The organism is Kitasatospora sp. NPDC054795 (genome assembly GCF_053611565.1).
Map to the genome: position 1 here is coordinate 1 of NZ_JBSHAP010000172.1, position 15,333 is coordinate 15,333.

Here is a 15,333-nt window from a genome sequence, read left to right on the forward strand (position 1 = left end):
ATTTACTGATACGGCGACCCCCGAGCGCTACCCCTCCCAGATCGTGTGGAGCGTCCGTTGCGTTTACGAGACAGTCTCCGGCCTGAGCTTCCGCCCGGGCGGCGTGAGATCCTGGAAGGCGACCCCGGCCCTGAGCCGGGGCACCCCAAGCCGCCGAGCCGGAAGAACACCGTGACCGTCACCGACCACAGCCAGCAGCTCATCACCGTCGCCGCGCAGGCGGCGGCCGACAAGCTCGCGCACAACATCATCGCCTTCGACGTCAGTGAGGTGCTGTCGATCACCGACGCCTTCCTGATCGCCTCCGCGAACAACGACCGCCAGGTCCGCTCGATCGCCGAGGAGATCGAGGACCAGCTGCGCGAGCAGCTGGACATCAAGCCGGTGCGCCGCGAGGGCGAGCGCGAGGGCCGCTGGATCCTGCTCGACTACCTGGACATCGTCGTGCACGTCCAGCACTCCGAGGAGCGCTCCTTCTACTCGCTGGACCGCCTCTGGAAGGACTGCCCCGAGCTGCCGCTGCCCGAGGACGCCGTGGCCTCGCGCAACCGCCCGGACGCCGCCCACACCGACGAGGCCGGCAACGCCGTCGCGCCCGCCGACGACTTCGGCAAGCCCGAGGATCTGCACTGAGCCGCGGCGCGCGCGGCCCGCGCATCGTCTTCTGGCGGCACGGCCAGACCTCCTGGAACCTCGAATCGCGTTTCCAGGGCACCACGGACATCGAGCTGACCGGCCAGGGCGTCCTGCAGGCCCAGCGGGCGGCCCGGCTGCTCTCCGGGCTCCGTCCCGACCTGCTGATCTCCTCGGACCTCGAGCGGGCCCGGCGCACCGCCGCGGAGCTGGCCGAGATCACCGGGCTGGACGTGCAGCACCACGAGGGCCTGCGGGAGACCTTCGCGGGCTCCTGGCAGGGCCTGACCAACGCCGAGATCCGCGAGCGCTTCCCGGAGGAGTACGAGGCCTGGGCGGCCGGCGAGCCGGTGCGGCGCGGGGGCGGCGGCGAGCTTGCCACCGAGGTCGCCGACCGCTCGGTGCCGGTGGTCCTGGAGGCCGTCGGCAAGCTCCCGGAGAACGGCACGCTGGTCGTGGTCAGCCACGGCGGGACGATCCGCACCATGCTCGGGCGGCTGCTCGACCTGGAGCCCTCCCGGTGGGAGCGCTTCGGCGGACTGTCCAACTGCTGCTGGTCGGTGCTCGGCCTGGGCACGCGCGGCTGGCGCCTGCTGGAGCACAACGCGGGCACGCTCCCGCAGCCGGTCATCGGCGACGACACCTGAGCGGTACCGGTGCGGGCGGCACCGGGGCCGGGGGCCTCTCGGGGCCCTCGGCCGGGGTCCGGAGGGAGCGGATTTCGCAGTTCCGGCCCTGACCAGCTAGAGTCTTCCTCGTTCGCAGGGAAGGAACGCGGCCCGGAAGGGAAGCGGGAGATCCGGTGAGTGCGGGGCTATAGCTCAGTTGGTAGAGCGCTTGCATGGCATGCAAGAGGTCTGGGGTTCAATTCCCCATAGCTCCACTCCGCATCGGCGGTCGTGGTCAGCCAGGGTCGCCCGTGTCGCGGGGCTATAGCTCAGTTGGTAGAGCGCTTGCATGGCATGCAAGAGGTCTGGGGTTCAATTCCCCATAGCTCCACAGCAGTTCGGAAGGCCGTCACCCAAGGGGTGGCGGCCTTCCGGCGTTCCGGGCCCGGCCGGCCTCAGGCTTCGCAGGTGTGGCTCCAGCCGCCCGGCGGCAACGAGTCGAGCCGCTCCACCCGCTCCCGGTCCTCCGGACCGGCCGGCAGGTACACCACGATGTAGCACTCGGGCACGCCCGGCATCGTCAGATAGGTGGCGTTCAGCCGCAGCACCCCGACCTCCGGGTGGCGGAACACCCGCAGCCAGGGCTCCGGCGGTGCGACCTCCTGGCGGTCCCACAGCTCCCGGAACAGCTCGCTGCGCGCCGACATCCGCTGCACGTGCGCCTCCCAGGCCGGCTCGCCCACGTGCTTGCCGTACGCCGAGCGCAGCACCGCCACCATCCGCGGCAGGGTCTCCTCCCGGTTCTCGCACGGGTTGCAGCACGGCGGGGCGGTCAGCATGCACCAGAGGCTGTTGAACACCACCCCGCACGACGGGCGCATCCGGTCGGTGCCGAACATCGAGCGGTACGGGCCGTTGAAGCCCAGCACGTCGAACCGGGTGTTGGAGACCGCCGCCGGCAGCGGGGCCAGCGAGTCCAGGATCACCTGGATCGACGGCGACAGCTCCGGCACCGACGGCAGCGCCCGCGCCGAGGCGGACACCCCGGCCAGCCGGAACAGGTGGTCGTGCTCGGTGCCGTCCAGCCGCAGCGCCCGGGCCACCGCCAGCAGCACCTGCTCGCTCGCGTTGATCGGCCTGCCCTGTTCGAGCCACGTGTACCAGGTGACCCCGACCCCGGCGAGCTGCGCGACCTCCTCGCGCCGCAGCCCCGGAGTGCGGCGGCGCAGCCCCGGCGGCAGCCCCACGTCCTCGGGGGTGACCCGCGCCCGGCAGGCCTTCAGGAAGCGGGCCAGTTCGGTACGGCGGCGGTCGCGCCCGCCGGCCGCGGCGGGCAGTTCCTCCAGGACGGTCATGGCCCCATGGTGCCGCAGCCCGGGCCGCCGATACAGGTGCTGCCGGTACCAGGATCGGCAGGCTCTAACCACCAGTACCGGTACGGGGCCAGGCTGGCTGCCATGACGGACCTTCAGACCCGGCCCCGCGCGGCCGCAGACACCACCGGCGCCCCGGCGGTACGGCCCGGGCTGCTCCTCGCACTCGTCCTGTGCGGGCAGTTCATGGCCGTGCTCGACGTCTCCATCGTCAACGTCGCGGTTCCCACCATCAGAACCGACCTGGGCGCCTCCGGAGCCGCCCTCCAGCTGGTCATCGCCGGCTACACCATCGCCTACGCCGTCCTGCTCATCACCGGCGCCCGGCTCGGTGCCCGGTACGGCTACAGCCGGCTCTTCCAGCTCGGCCTGGCCGCCTTCACCGCCGCCTCGCTGGCCTGCGGCCTCGCCCCGGCCACGGGCTGGCTGATCGCCTTCCGGCTGCTCCAGGGGGCCGGCTCGGCCCTGATGGTGCCCCAGGTGATGAGCCTGGTGCAGCGCACCTTCACCGGCGCCGCCCGGGTCCGGGCGCTCGGCCTCTACGCGGCGGTGCTGGCCGGCGGCATGGCCCTCGGCCAGGTGCTCGGCGGCGTCCTGGTCAGCGCCGACCTGTTCGGCAGCGGCTGGCGGCCGGTGTTCCTGGTCAACGTGCCGATCGGCGTGGTGCTGCTCGCGGCCGGCGCCCGGCTGCTGCCCCGGCTGCCCGGTGACGCCACCCGGGGCTTCGACCTCCCCGGCCTGGTGGTGCTCGGCGCGGCCCTCGGCCTGCTGGTGGTCCCGCTCGTCCTCGGCCACGAGCTGGGCTGGCCCGTCTGGGGCTGGGCGATGATCGCGGCCGGTGTGCTGCTGTTCGGCCTGTTCGTGGCCGTCGAGCGCCGGATCGCCCGGCGCGGCGGACAGCCGCTGATCTCCGGGCGGGTGCTGGGCGCGCCGGGGCTGCGCCCCGCGGCCGCCGGACTGTTCGCGATCATGGCGGCCTTCGCGGGCTTCATGTTCGCCTTCGCCCTGCACCAGCAGGCCGGGCTCGGCCACACCGCCCTGAAGGCCGGGCTCTGCTCGGCGCCCGTCGCCGTCGGCTTCGGCGTGTCCAGCATGCACTGGCACCGGCTGCCCGGCCGGCTGCACCGGATCCTGCCGGCGCTCGCCGGGGTACTGCTCGGCGGTGGCTACCTGCTGCTCGGGCTGCTGCTCGGCGGCGGGGCGGAGATCGGCGCCGGGCCGCTGGTGGAGATGGCCGCGCTCGGCCTGGCCGCCGGCTGCGCGTACGCGCCGTTGGTCGCTCGGGCGCTCGCGGGGGTGGCGCCCGAGGACGCGGCCGACGCCAGCGGGGTGCTGGTGACGGTCATCCAGCTCGGCCAGGTGGTCGGCGTCGCTGTGCTGGGCTCGGTGTTCCTCGGCCAGGTCGACCTGCCGGCGCCGGCCGCCGAGTCGGGGGCGGCGTTGCGGACCACGCTGCTGGTCGACGCCGCGGCGGTGCTGGTGGCTGCGGGCTTCGCGGTGCGCGGCCGGCGGGCGGTGCGGTAGCGGGGGCGCGGTCGGCGGTCGGCGGTCGGCGGTCGGCGGGTGGCGGGTGGAGGTCGGCGGGTGGAGGTCGGCGGTCGGCACGTCAGCAGGGCGCGTGCGCGGTTGGCGTGCGCCCCGGGCGGGAGACGCACGCCCGGGGCGTGGAAAGGGGCATCCCCGGACTCCGCGGACGGGGCTCCCGGGGCGCGTGGTGCGGACCTCGGGAAACGGATTTCAGGAGCACGCCCAGGACCGTGTAAAGTAGTCGATGTCGCCGAGGGAAACGGCCGGAAACAACCGGGAATCACGGTGACATCGCAGGTCAAGGGGCTATAGCTCAGTTGGTAGAGCGCTTGCATGGCATGCAAGAGGTCTGGGGTTCAATTCCCCATAGCTCCACAGCAGTCGAGAGCCGCCTCCCGGAAACGGGAGGCGGCTCTTCGCCGTTCTGCCCGCGCCACCGGTCGCGGCGGCCGGAATCCCGCTACCGTCGTGCCATGGCCGATCTGGAGCGAAGGCGGAACGAGGAACTGGCCCGGATACTCCACCAGCTCGGCTGGAGTCCGGAACGGCTCGCCCGCGAGGTGAGCCTCGCCCTGCCACCGGGCCTCGCCATCAGCTCCACCGCTCCGTACAAGTGGCGCGACCGCGGCATGGTGCCGCGCAGCCCGCACGACCAGGCGGTCTGCGAGGTGCTCAGCCGGACCCTCGGCATCGCCGTCACCTACGAGCAGCTCTGGGGTCGGATGGGCGGCCACCGCGGCGCCAAGATCCTCTCGCCCCGGCTGCTCACCGACCCGTGGACCGCCGACACCGCCCAGACCGCGCTGCGCGAGGCCGCCACCGACGCCGGACCGGTCCGCCTCACCGACCTGTTCCGCAGCGCCGACCTCGACCAGGCCGCCGCCCGCCTCGACTCCCCGCCACCGCCCGTCGGCGGCGGCGAGGGCGCGCTGCGCGTCGAACCCGGGCTGGTCGGCGAGCTCGGCCTGTCCTACCGCAGCAAGCAGAAGCTCGAACGGGCCTGCGGCGGCGGCCTCGTCCTCGGCCCCGTCCGGGCCGAACTCGCCATGCTGGCCAAGCTGCTGGAACTCGGCGCGTACGACGAACGGCTCGGCCGCGAGCTGTACGGCACGGCCAGCAGACTCGCCCGGCTGGCCGGCTGGGCCGCGTACGACCTCGGCCACGACGCGGCCGCCCAGCGTGCCTTCGTCGCCGCGCTGCGCGCCGCCCACGTCGGCGGCGACCCCCGGCTCGGGGTCGCGGTGCTCGGCGCGCTGGTCGTCCTCGCCACCCAGGGCCCCGGCGGGCGCGGACTGGACGCCGTCTCCGCGCTCGCGACCGCGCTGGACACGCACGGAGCCGCGCTCGGCCCCACCGCCCGGGCCCGCCAGTACGGCCGGCTCGCCCGCGCGTACGGCCGCCGGGGCGAGGCCGAGCTGGCCGAGGCGGCCGCCGCCCGGGCCTTCGCCGAACTGGACGGCCTGCCCGGTGCCGAGGAGACCCGGGCCGGCGTCGCCGGGATGGTGGGGGAGGGACGGCTGGCGCTCGGCGGGTACCGGATGGCGAAGGTGCTGCTCGCCGAGGCCGTGGCCGGGCTCGGGCCGGGGCGGGCCCGTTCCAAGGCGCTGCTCATGGTGCGCCTCGCCGAGGCCCACCGCAGGCTCGGCGACCAGCGGGAGGCGGCCCGCACCGCCGCGCTGGCGCGCTCGCTCGCGGCGGGGATGCAGTCCGAGCGGCTGGCGAAGGCGCTGCGGGAGTTCGACGCGGCGGGGCGGGCGGCGGCGCGGTAGGGCTCTGCGGGTCTCCGGCGCGGTCCGGCCCGGTCCGAGCGGTCCGGGCCTGGATCCACCCTCCGGGCCCGTCCCGTACGGCCTTGCGTGCCGGTCCCGTGCGGCCCCGCGCGCCGTACCGTCCCGTGCGGCCCCGCATGCCTGCGTGCGGGGCCGCACGCAGGCATGCGCGCCCCGCAGCCCGCCGACCCGCTTGCGGTACCCTGAGCCCATGCGAACCGTGCGCCTGCTCCTTAGCCGGCCGCGCTGACCAGGACCGGCTGAGCCCTCGGGCGGTGCCGGAGTCGGCGTGGCGTCCCCTCCTGCGAGGGGATTTTTTGTTTTCCGCCCCCGACCCCGTCCCGGGCCGGGTACACGCGCCGGCCGCCTGTGCGGTTCGCCAACCGACATCGATGGAGCTTGAAGGACCATGAGCGAGACGACCCCTGCGTCCGGCGCGGCCGAGACCGTGACCGAGCCGTTCCGGTACAGCGCCGCGCTGGCGGCCGAGATCGAGTCCCGCTGGCAGGACATCTGGGAGAAGGAGGGCACCTTCCACGCCCCCAACCCCACCGGTGCGCTGGCGGACCCGGCGGCCGGCGACGTCACCGCGAAGCCGCACAGCTTCATCATGGACATGTTCCCGTACCCCTCGGGCGCGGGCCTGCACGTCGGCCACCCGCTGGGTTACATCGCCACCGACGTCTTCGCCCGCTACCAGCGGATGACCGGCCACAACGTGCTGCACACGCTGGGCTACGACGCCTTCGGTCTGCCCGCCGAGCAGTACGCCGTGCAGACCGGCACCCACCCGCGGGTCTCCACCGAGGCCAACATCGCCAACATGCGCCAGCAGCTGCGCCGGCTGGGCCTGGGCCACGACCCGCGCCGCTCGATCTCCACGATCGACCCGGAGTACTACCGCTGGACCCAGTGGATCTTCCTGCAGATCTTCAACTCCTGGTACGACGCGGACGCCCGCAAGGCCCGTCCGATCGCCGAGCTGGTCGCCCGGTTCGAGTCCGGCGCGCGCGAGCTGCCGGGCGGGCGCGCCTGGGCCGAGCTGTCCGTCGCCGAGCGCGACGAGGTGCTGGGCGAGTACCGCCTGGCCTACGCCAAGGAGGTGCCGGTCAACTGGTGCCCGGGCCTGGGCACCGTGCTGGCCAACGAGGAGGTCACCGCGGACGGCCGCTCCGAGCGCGGCAACTTCCCGGTGTTCAAGTCCAACCTGCGCCAGTGGATGATGCGCATCACCGCGTACTCGGACCGGCTGATCGAGGACCTGGACCTGCTGGACTGGCCCGAGGCCATCAAGCTGCAGCAGCGCAACTGGATCGGGCGCTCCGAGGGCGCCCGGGTCGACTTCGCCGTCGACGGCGGGAAGATCACCGTCTTCACCACCCGGCCCGACACCCTGTTCGGCGCCACCTACATGGTGCTGGCCCCCGAGCACGGCCTGGTCGACTCGATCGTCCCCGCCGCCTGGCCCGAGGGCGTGCCCGCCGAGTGGACCGGCGGCGCCGCCACCCCCGCCGAGGCCGTCGCCGCCTACCGCGCCACGGCCGCCGCCAAGTCGGACGTCGAGCGCCAGGTCGAGGCCAAGGTCAAGACCGGCGTCTTCACCGGCGCCTACGCCGTCAACCCGGTCAGCGGCGAGTCCGTGCCGGTGTTCATCGCCGACTACGTGCTGATGGGCTACGGCACCGGCGCCATCATGGCCGTCCCCGCCCACGACCACCGCGACTTCGCCTTCGCCCGCGCCTTCGCGCTGCCGATGCGCTGCGTCGTCGAGCCGACCGACGGGCGCGGCTCCGACCCCGCCGAGTGGGACGACGCGTTCGACACCTACGACTCCGTCATCGTCAACTCCGCCCGCTCCGAAGGCGACCTGTCGCTGAACGGGCTGAGCGTCGTCGACGCCAAGGCCGCCGTCACCGCCTGGCTGGCCGAGCGCGGCATCGGCGAGGGCACCGTCAACTACCGCCTGCGCGACTGGCTGTTCAGCCGCCAGCGGTACTGGGGCGAGCCCTTCCCGATCGTCTACGACGAGGACGGCGTCATGCACGCGCTGCCCGAGTCGATGCTGCCGGTCGAGGTCCCCGAGGTCGACGACTACTCGCCGCGCACCTACGACGCGTACGACGCCGCCTCCTCGCCGGAGACCCCGCTGTCGCGCAACGAGGCCTGGGTCAACGTCGAACTGGACCTGGGCGACGGCGTCCGGAAGTACCGCCGCGAGACCAACACCATGCCCAACTGGGCCGGTTCCTGCTGGTACGAGCTGCGCTACGTCGACCCGTCGAACTCCTCGGCGGTCGTCGACCCGGCCAACGAGAAGTACTGGCTGGGCCCGACGGAGACCAAGCCGGCCGGTGGCGCCGACCTGTACGTCGGCGGCGCCGAGCACGCCGTGCTGCACCTGCTGTACGCGCGCTTCTGGCACAAGGTGCTGCACGACCTGGGCCACGTCTCGTCCGTCGAGCCGTTCCACAAGCTGTTCAACCAGGGCATGATCACCGCCGACGTCTACCGCGACGAGCGCGGCTTCCCGGTGCCCGCCGCCGAGATCGAGGAGCGCGACGGCCAGTACTTCTGGCAGGGCGAGCCGGTCAAGCGCGAGGCCGGGAAGATGGGCAAGTCCCTGAAGAACGCCGTCGCGCCGGACGACATCGCCGACGAGTACGGGGCCGACACGCTGCGCCTGTACGAGATGTCGATGGGCCCGCTGGACGTCTCCCGCCCGTGGGACACCCGCGCCGTCGTCGGCTCGTACCGCTTCCTGCAGCGCCTGTGGCGCAACGTCGTCTCGGAGACCACCGGCGAGCTGGTCGTCACCGACGACGCGCCCGACGAGGCGACGCTGCGCGCCCTGCACAAGGCGATCGACGGCATCCGCGGCGACATGGCCGGGCTGCGCTTCAACACGGCCGTCGCCAAGGCCATCGAGCTGAACAACTACCTGGTCAAGCGCGGCTCCACGCCGCGGGCGGTGGCCGAGCAGCTGGTGCTGATGGTCGCCCCGCTGGCCCCGCACATCGCCGAGGAGCTGTGGCGCCGGCTGGGCCACGGCGACTCGCTGGCGCACACCGACTACCCGGTCGCCGACCCGGCGTACGTGGTGGACGAGACGGTGACCTGCGTGGTCCAGATCAAGGGCAAGGTCAAGGCGCGGCTGGAGGTCGCGCCGGGCATCTCGGACGCCGAGCTGGAGGCGCTGGCGCTGGCGGAGCCTGCGGTCGTCGCGGCGATCGGCGGGGCCGAGGTGCGGAAGGTGATCGCGCGGGCGCCGAAGCTGGTGAACATCGTCACCGGTTGAGTGCGGCTGAGCTGGATCGAGCGCCGCTGTGCTTGATCGAGTGCGGCTGTGCGCGGCTGTGCGCGGCTGTGCGCGGCTGTCGAGGCAGCGGGCGCGGAGCGGCTGGGCGGGCGTCCTTCGGGGCGCCCGCCCGGCGTTTTGCGGGAGGTGGGGGCCGGAGGGGTTTCCCGCCCGGCGTTGTGCGGAGGCGCCGGCGGTTTCCGCCCGGCGTTTCGCGCAGGGGCCGGAGGGTTCTCGCGGGGTTTCCGGGGCGGTCGGGGACCCTCGGGGAGATCCCGGATCTGCCCCTGATCTCCGTCCGCGGGGGCCGCTCGGGCTGCCCCCGGACGGCTTTCGGCGGCTACCGTGGAACCCTCGGCAATTGCGGCCCGCGTTGGGCCCGGTGGGGGCCGGAACGACGGCGGAAGGTGGCGCGCGATGGACGTGTTCGGCGTGATGATCGGCCTGGTCCTGCTCTTCGGGGTCGCGGTGATGGTGCTGGCCGTGGTCGGCACGGTCAAGGCCGCCAAGGCCGTCGGTGCGAAGATCGAGAAGCACGAGGCCAACGCCCGCCGGGCCGTGGAGACCGCCACCCTCAAGGCGAAGACGTACACCAAGGTCGGCCCGTCCGCACAGATCGCCTCCGTCCGGCTCCGCCTGCGGACCTCGCTCGACGGCACCCGGCAGGTGTTGGAGGGCGGCCTCACGCAGGACGGCCAGCTCGGCGAGTCGCTCGCCCTGCTGAGGCGGCTCGACGAGCACGCCGCCGAGCTCGACGGCGAGCTGCGGATGCTGGAGCGCGAGCCGGAGACCGCGCGGATCGCCGCCAAGCTGCCCGAGCTGCGCGAGCGGGCCGAGCGGATCACGCACTCGGCGGAGACCATGCGCTGGGCGGCGCAGGACCGGATGCAGCGGTTCGCGGACGACGAGCTGAGCCGGCTGAGCCAGGAGTGCGAGAGCGAGGCGGGGGCGCTGCGGCACTGGGACACCGCGGGGGGTGCTTCCTCCGTCAAGGCTTCGGGTGCTTCGGGTGCTTCGGGTTCCGCCGGTTCCGGCAGTTCCGGCGGCGCGGCCGGAAGTACGGCTCGGGCCCGGCTGACCGACGGGAAGGGGCGCGCGAGTGCCGAGGAGCTGCTCGGGCTCGCCGATCCGCTGGCCAAGCTGGCGCAGCGGCTGCGCAAGCCCTCGGCCGGACCTTCGACGGGGCCCTCGGCGGGCTGAGTCGGCGGGGCGGCGCGAGGCCTTCGGCCGGTGCCAGGACCGGGCGCTGTCCTCCCGGACCGGCGGGGAGTAACCTCCGGCTCATGCCCTCCGACCTCGCGCTTGTCACCGATTCCACGGCCTATCTGCCGCAGGAGACCCTCGACCGGCACGGGATCACGGTGGTCCCGCTGAGCGTCGCGGTCGGTGACTCGGTCCTGAGCGAGGGCGTCGAGATCTCCCCGAAGGACGTCGCCGAGGCGCTGCGCGGCAAACAGCGGGTGACCACCTCCCGGCCGAACCCGGAGACCTTCGCCGCCACCTACCGGGCGGCCGCCGAGGCCGGGGCGAAGGGGATCGTCTCGGTGCACATCTCCGGCGAACTGTCCGGCACCGTCGAGGCCGCCCGGCTGGCCGCCGCCGAGGCGCCCGTACCGGTGCGGGTGGTGGACAGCCGGCTGGTCGGGATGGCGCTCGGGTACGGGGTGCTGTCGGCGGCCGAGGCCATCGCGGCCGGGCAGGGCCTGGGGGAGGCGGCCGAGGCGGCCGAGCGGCGGGCGGCCCGGACCAGCGGGTTCTTCTACGTCGACACCCTGGAGCACCTGCGGCGCGGCGGCCGGATCGGGGCGGCGCGCGCGCTGCTCGGCTCGGCCCTGGCGGTCAAGCCGCTGCTGCACCTGGACGGCGGGCGGATCGAGCCGCTGGAGAAGGTGCGGACGGCGTCGCGGGCGATCGCGCGGCTGGAGGAGATCGCGGTCGAGCGGTCGGGGGAGCAGGAGGTCGACATCACCGTGCACCACCTGGCGGCCGAGGACCGGGCCGAACCGCTCGCGGAGCGGCTGCGGGCCCGGGTGCCGGGGCTGCGGGAGCTGTACGTGGGCGAGGTGGGGGCGGTGATCGGCGCGCACGTCGGGCCGGGGCTGCTGGCGGTGGTGGTCGCGCCGCGCTGAGTGGTGCGGGTGGGTTGCCGGTGCCGGACGGTCCGGTTGGCTGCCCGGCCGGCTGGTCAATTTCGGACAGCCCTGCTCACTCCTGTGAGTGACACTTTTTATCCACAACCCCCGGGTTGTCCACAGGGTTCGGCTGACTTCCGCGCGCTCGCCGGAGAACTCCTACCGTCCTCGGCATGACGACCATGAGCCTGGGCGCGGCGAAGCGCCATGCGATCAACGAGACGGTACGGCTGCGGATGGCCGCGCTGCTGCCGGCGGGTGGCGAGCCGACGGGTGACGAGCCGACGGGTGACGGGCCGGAGGGCGGCGTCGGCGGGGGCTCCCCGGGGTCGGCCGCATCGCCGACAAGGGGCTGGGAGGCTGCTGCCGGCGGCCCGTCGCTGCCGTCGCAGGCGGCGGTGCCGGCACCGCCGGACGCGGGTGCCGCTGTGGATCCGGGTGCCGCTGTGGATCCACTGGAGGCCGGGGCACGTCCGCGAGTCCCCTCGTTCGCCTCGTTCCCCCCGCTCGGCTCGGCGTTGGCGCTCGACCGGCGCGCGGTGGCCGGACTGGCCATCCTGCTGCTGTTCGCGGTCGGCTACGCCGTACAGCACTTCTGGCTGGCCCGGCCGGAGACGGTCGCCGTGCCCGCGTCGGCGGCCGTCGCGGCACCGGCGGGGGCCGAGCCGCCCGCTCCCGCCGACGCCTCCGCCGTCGACCCCAGGGCCGGGCCTGTCGCCGGTACCGGAGCGGAGGTCGTGGTGGACATCGGCGGGCGGGTCCACCTCCCCGGCCTGCACACCCTTCCCGGCGGCTCCCGGGTGGCCGACGCCCTGCGGGCGGCAGGCGGGCCGCTGCCGGAGACGGACACCAGGAGCCTCAACCTGGCCCGCGTCCTGACGGACGGTGAGCAGATCCTGGTCGGCGAACCGGGGTCCGCCCCCGCCCCGGCCGTCGTCGGCAGCGGGAGCGGACCTCCGGGCCCCGCCGCGCCCCGACCACCCGTCAGCCTCAACCGCGCCACGCTCGAACAGCTCGACACCCTTCCCGGCGTCGGCCCCACCCTCGCCCAGCGCATCCTCGCCTACCGCACCTCGCACGGCTCCTTCCGCTCCCTCGACCAACTCCGGCAGGTCAGCGGCATCGGGGCCCGCACGTACGCGGAACTCCGCCCGCTCCTCACCCTCTGACGCGACCACTGCCGTCGTCCCCGCCCGCTTCCCCGGCCACCGAAGGGAGGTACCGCCATGTCCGCCGCCACCACGCCGGCCGGTCCGGCCGCTGCGCCCCGCTCCGCGGGCGCCGACTTCCGGCTGCTGCTGCCCGCCGTCTCGGCCTGGACGGTCACGGCGGCGCTCCTTGGCCTGGAACCGGGGTACGAGGCCCTCGCCCTCACCGCGGCCGGTCTTGCCGTGCTCGCGGCCGTCGTGCTGCTCACCCGGCCGGGGGTCCTGCGCCGGCGCGGGTCCTCGGCGGCGCTGGCCGCCGTCCTGCTCACCGGCGCGGCGGCCGCGATCGCCACCCCGCTGCACACCTCCGACCTCCACCGGGGGCCGCTGCCGGAGCTCGCCCGCGCGTCCGTGGCCGCCGAGCCGGGAACGCCGTCCCCGGTGGTGGAGGTGGAGCTGACGATCACGGGGGACCCGAAGGCCCACACCTCCCGGGGCGGCCCCGCCGCCGGGCAGACGCTCCTCACCGTCGAGGCGGTGGCCGACCGCGTCACCCCGCTCCCGGACGGGCGGAGCACCCGCACGCGGACGCCGGTGACGGTCATGGTCCGAGGGGCGCGGAGTGAGCCCTGGCAGCGGCTGCTCCCGTCCCAGCGGCTGGCGGCGGAGGCCGAGGTGCGGCCGGCGGGGGAGGGGCATGACACCGAGTCGGCCGCGCTGCTGGTCGTCCACGGGCAGCCCCGGCAGCTGGCGCCGCCGAGCCTGCCCCAGCGGATCGCCGGCCGGCTGCGCGAAGGCCTGCGCACGGCCACCGACGGACTTCCGGCGGACGCGCGCGGGCTGCTCCCGGGGCTGGTGGTCGGCGACACCTCGCGGCTGCCCGACGACCTCGATGACGCCTTCCGGGCCACCGACCTGGTCCACCTGGTGGCGGTCAGCGGGGCCAACCTGGCGATCGTCCTCGGTGCGCTGCTGGGCGCACCCGGGCAGGCCGGCACCCCGGAACGGCACGGGCTGGCCGCGCTGCTGGGGCTGTCACTGCGCACCGGTGCGCTGCTCGGCACCGCGCTGACCCTGGCCTTCGTCACCGTCTGCCGGCCCGAGCCCAGCGTGCTGCGGGCCGCCGGGACGGGGCTGATCGGCATGCTGGCCCTGGCCGCCGGCCGTCCCCGCAAGGCGGTGCCCGCGCTCGCCGGAGCGGTCCTGGTGCTGATCCTGCTGGACCCGTTCCTGGCACGCTCGTTCGGCTTCCTGCTGTCGGTGCTCGCCACCGCCGGGCTGCTCGTCCTCGGGCCGCACTGGGCCGAGGCCCTGCGGGCCCGCTGCTGGCCGTACCACCTGGCAGGCGCGCTCGCGGCCACGGCGGCCGCCCAGGCCCTGTGCGCGCCGGTGACGGTGGTGCTGTCCGGGCACATCAGCCTGGTCGGCATCCCCTGCAACCTGCTGGCCGAGCCGGCGGTGGCCCCGGCGACGCTGCTCGGCTTCGGGGTGCTCGCCCTGCAGCCGCTCCTTCCGGACCTGGCCCGCCTGCTCGCGGAACCGGCCGGAGTGCCGGCCGGCTGGCTCTCCTTCGTGGCACGCCGTGGTGCCGAGCTTCCGGGCGGCCAACTGGACTGGCCGGGAGGATGGTTCGGGACGGCGACGGTCGCGCTGGCCGTCCTGGCCGGCTGCTGGGCGGCGCCGCTCCTGCTGCCCCGACGGGCGCAGCCCAACAGCCCGCTGCCGGCGTGCGGGCGGCGGCGCTGGGCACGGGCCCTGGTGACGGGGGCGCTGACGGCGGTCCTGCTGGCGGTGCTGCTGCGCCCGCCGCAGCTCACCCGGATCGCCACCGGCTGGCCGCCACCGGGGTGGCGGCTGGTGATGTGCGACGTCGGACAGGGAGACATGCTGGCCCTGGCGGCGGGGGCGCCGGACAGCGCGGTGGTGATCGACGCCGGGCCGGATCCGAACGCCGCGGACAGATGCCTGCGCGACCTCGGCATCACGACGATTCCCTTACTGCTGCTGACGCACTTCCACGCCGACCACGTCGAGGGAGTGCCGGGGGTACTGCGTGGCCGCAGGGTCGGCGCGGTCGAGGGCACCACCTTGGACGATCCACCGGGCGAGGCCGCCCGGGTGGCGGGCTGGGCGGCAGGCGCGGGCCTCCCGCTGCTGAGAGCCGGTCGAGGTGAACGGCGGTCGGTCGGCGCCGGGTTGGCCTGGGACGTGGTGTGGCCCGTCCCCGGCTCGGCGGTCGAGGCGCCGGGCCCGAACAACGCAAGCGTCGCCTTGATGGTGGCACTGGCAGGAGGACTACGGATGGCACTGCTCGGCGATCTCGAACCGCAGGCCCAGTCGGCACTGCTGGGCCGGATGGGGAAGGCCGATGTCGTGAAGGTGGCGCATCACGGATCGGCCCACCAGGACTGGGACTTGGCGGGTGCCTTGCGGCCCTGGCTGGCCCTCGTCTCCTGCGGCGAGGGCAACCCGTACGGTCACCCGTCCCCGAGGACGGTCGACCATCTGCGCGCACTCGGCGCCACCGTGCTGCGCACCGACCGGGAAGGGGACATCGCGGTGACGGGCGACTCCCCGGCCACCCTCGGCGTCGCCGTCCACCCCCGGCCCGCCCACACGGCCCGCCGCCCCGGTACCCACGCCGGGACCGGTGGCGCTCACGGGCACGGCCCCGCACCCCACGCCCATCCCGAGCAGACCCCGGGCACCCCCCGAGCCCCGCCCACCTGACCCCCGCGCTCTCCTCCTCCCACCAATTGCGTGGGGGCATGGAAAGTAGAAGGGGGTGGTGGGAGGAGGAGCGGCGCAAAGCCAGCAGAAACGTTCCGGCGCGCTCCGGGCCCAGCCC

General features: G+C 74.5%; 10 protein-coding genes and 3 tRNA genes. 12 read left to right on the top strand and 1 reads right to left on the bottom strand.

Annotated elements, in window-relative coordinates; all coding sequences use genetic code 11:
- Positions 1-171: 171 nt before the first annotated feature.
- The 4 genes from rsfS to ACWGJO_RS37550 all read left to right on the top strand — a co-directional run bounded on the left by rsfS (position 172) and on the right by ACWGJO_RS37550 (position 1,632).
- Entirely contained in the window at positions 172-633 is a 462-nt protein-coding gene (gene rsfS, locus ACWGJO_RS37535) for a ribosome silencing factor (protein ID WP_452190140.1), read from the top strand.
- On the top strand, positions 630-1,280 hold the full coding sequence (locus ACWGJO_RS37540; RefSeq protein ID WP_452190148.1) for a histidine phosphatase family protein: 651 nt from the start codon (positions 630-632) through the stop codon (positions 1,278-1,280). The genes rsfS and ACWGJO_RS37540 overlap by 4 nt, the downstream gene beginning before the upstream one ends.
- 163 nt (positions 1,281-1,443) lie before the next feature.
- A tRNA-Ala gene (locus ACWGJO_RS37545) sits at positions 1,444-1,516 on the top strand.
- Positions 1,517-1,559: 43 nt separating this feature from the next.
- Positions 1,560-1,632, top strand: a tRNA-Ala gene (locus ACWGJO_RS37550).
- A gap of 64 nt (positions 1,633-1,696) precedes the next feature.
- On the opposite strand, the gene ACWGJO_RS37555 is transcribed toward ACWGJO_RS37550, so the two are convergent.
- On the bottom strand, positions 1,697-2,596 hold the full coding sequence (locus tag ACWGJO_RS37555) for a helix-turn-helix transcriptional regulator (protein WP_452190141.1): 900 nt from the start codon (positions 2,594-2,596) through the stop codon (positions 1,697-1,699).
- Between the two features lie 102 nt (positions 2,597-2,698).
- Here ACWGJO_RS37555 and ACWGJO_RS37560 point away from each other — a divergent pair, with 102 nt between their 5' ends.
- The 8 genes from ACWGJO_RS37560 to ACWGJO_RS37595 all read left to right on the top strand — a co-directional run bounded on the left by ACWGJO_RS37560 (position 2,699) and on the right by ACWGJO_RS37595 (position 15,215).
- Positions 2,699-4,138 carry an MFS transporter gene (locus ACWGJO_RS37560; RefSeq protein ID WP_452190142.1) on the top strand — a complete coding sequence of 480 codons (1,440 nt, stop codon included), beginning with the start codon at positions 2,699-2,701 and terminating at the stop codon, positions 4,136-4,138.
- Positions 4,139-4,443: 305 nt separating this feature from the next.
- Positions 4,444-4,516: transfer RNA gene (locus ACWGJO_RS37565), tRNA-Ala, on the top strand.
- A 98-nt stretch (positions 4,517-4,614) separates the two neighbouring features.
- The gene (locus tag ACWGJO_RS37570; protein ID WP_359910979.1) at positions 4,615-5,910 is read left to right on the top strand and encodes a hypothetical protein; all 1,296 of its coding nucleotides are present in this window, start codon (positions 4,615-4,617) and stop codon (positions 5,908-5,910) included.
- 409 nt (positions 5,911-6,319) lie between these two features.
- A complete protein-coding gene (leuS, locus tag ACWGJO_RS37575; RefSeq protein WP_452190143.1) occupies positions 6,320-9,205 on the top strand; it encodes a leucine--tRNA ligase in 2,886 nt (961 codons plus the stop codon).
- Between the two features lie 417 nt (positions 9,206-9,622).
- Positions 9,623-10,405, top strand: a complete 783-nt coding sequence (locus ACWGJO_RS37580) for a hypothetical protein (RefSeq protein ID WP_452190144.1) — start codon at positions 9,623-9,625, stop codon at positions 10,403-10,405.
- Between the two features lie 83 nt (positions 10,406-10,488).
- Complete coding sequence (locus ACWGJO_RS37585; protein WP_452190145.1) at positions 10,489-11,334, top strand: DegV family protein; 846 nt, start codon at positions 10,489-10,491, stop codon at positions 11,332-11,334.
- 176 nt (positions 11,335-11,510) lie between these two features.
- A complete protein-coding gene (locus tag ACWGJO_RS37590; RefSeq protein ID WP_452190146.1) occupies positions 11,511-12,506 on the top strand; it encodes a helix-hairpin-helix domain-containing protein in 996 nt (331 codons plus the stop codon).
- Positions 12,507-12,563: 57 nt separating this feature from the next.
- Positions 12,564-15,215 (top strand): ComEC/Rec2 family competence protein, encoded by a 2,652-nt coding sequence (locus tag ACWGJO_RS37595; RefSeq protein WP_452190147.1) that lies wholly within the window; start codon positions 12,564-12,566, stop codon positions 15,213-15,215.
- Positions 15,216-15,333 lie beyond the last annotated feature (118 nt).

Excerpts from the sequence above, each read along its gene's own strand:
- ACWGJO_RS37585 (WP_452190145.1), top strand. The coding sequence starts at position 10,489 with ATGCCCTCCGACCTCGCGCTTGTCACCGATTCCACGGCCTATCTGCCG.
- leuS (WP_452190143.1), top strand. The coding sequence starts at position 6,320 with ATGAGCGAGACGACCCCTGCGTCCGGCGCGGCCGAGACCGTGACCGAG.
- ACWGJO_RS37590 (WP_452190146.1), top strand. The coding sequence starts at position 11,511 with ATGACGACCATGAGCCTGGGCGCGGCGAAGCGCCATGCGATCAACGAG.
- ACWGJO_RS37580 (WP_452190144.1), top strand. The coding sequence starts at position 9,623 with ATGGACGTGTTCGGCGTGATGATCGGCCTGGTCCTGCTCTTCGGGGTC.
- ACWGJO_RS37555 (WP_452190141.1), bottom strand. The coding sequence starts at position 2,596 with ATGACCGTCCTGGAGGAACTGCCCGCCGCGGCCGGCGGGCGCGACCGC.
- ACWGJO_RS37595 (WP_452190147.1), top strand. The coding sequence starts at position 12,564 with ATGTCCGCCGCCACCACGCCGGCCGGTCCGGCCGCTGCGCCCCGCTCC.
- ACWGJO_RS37560 (WP_452190142.1), top strand. The coding sequence starts at position 2,699 with ATGACGGACCTTCAGACCCGGCCCCGCGCGGCCGCAGACACCACCGGC.
- ACWGJO_RS37570 (WP_359910979.1), top strand. The coding sequence starts at position 4,615 with ATGGCCGATCTGGAGCGAAGGCGGAACGAGGAACTGGCCCGGATACTC.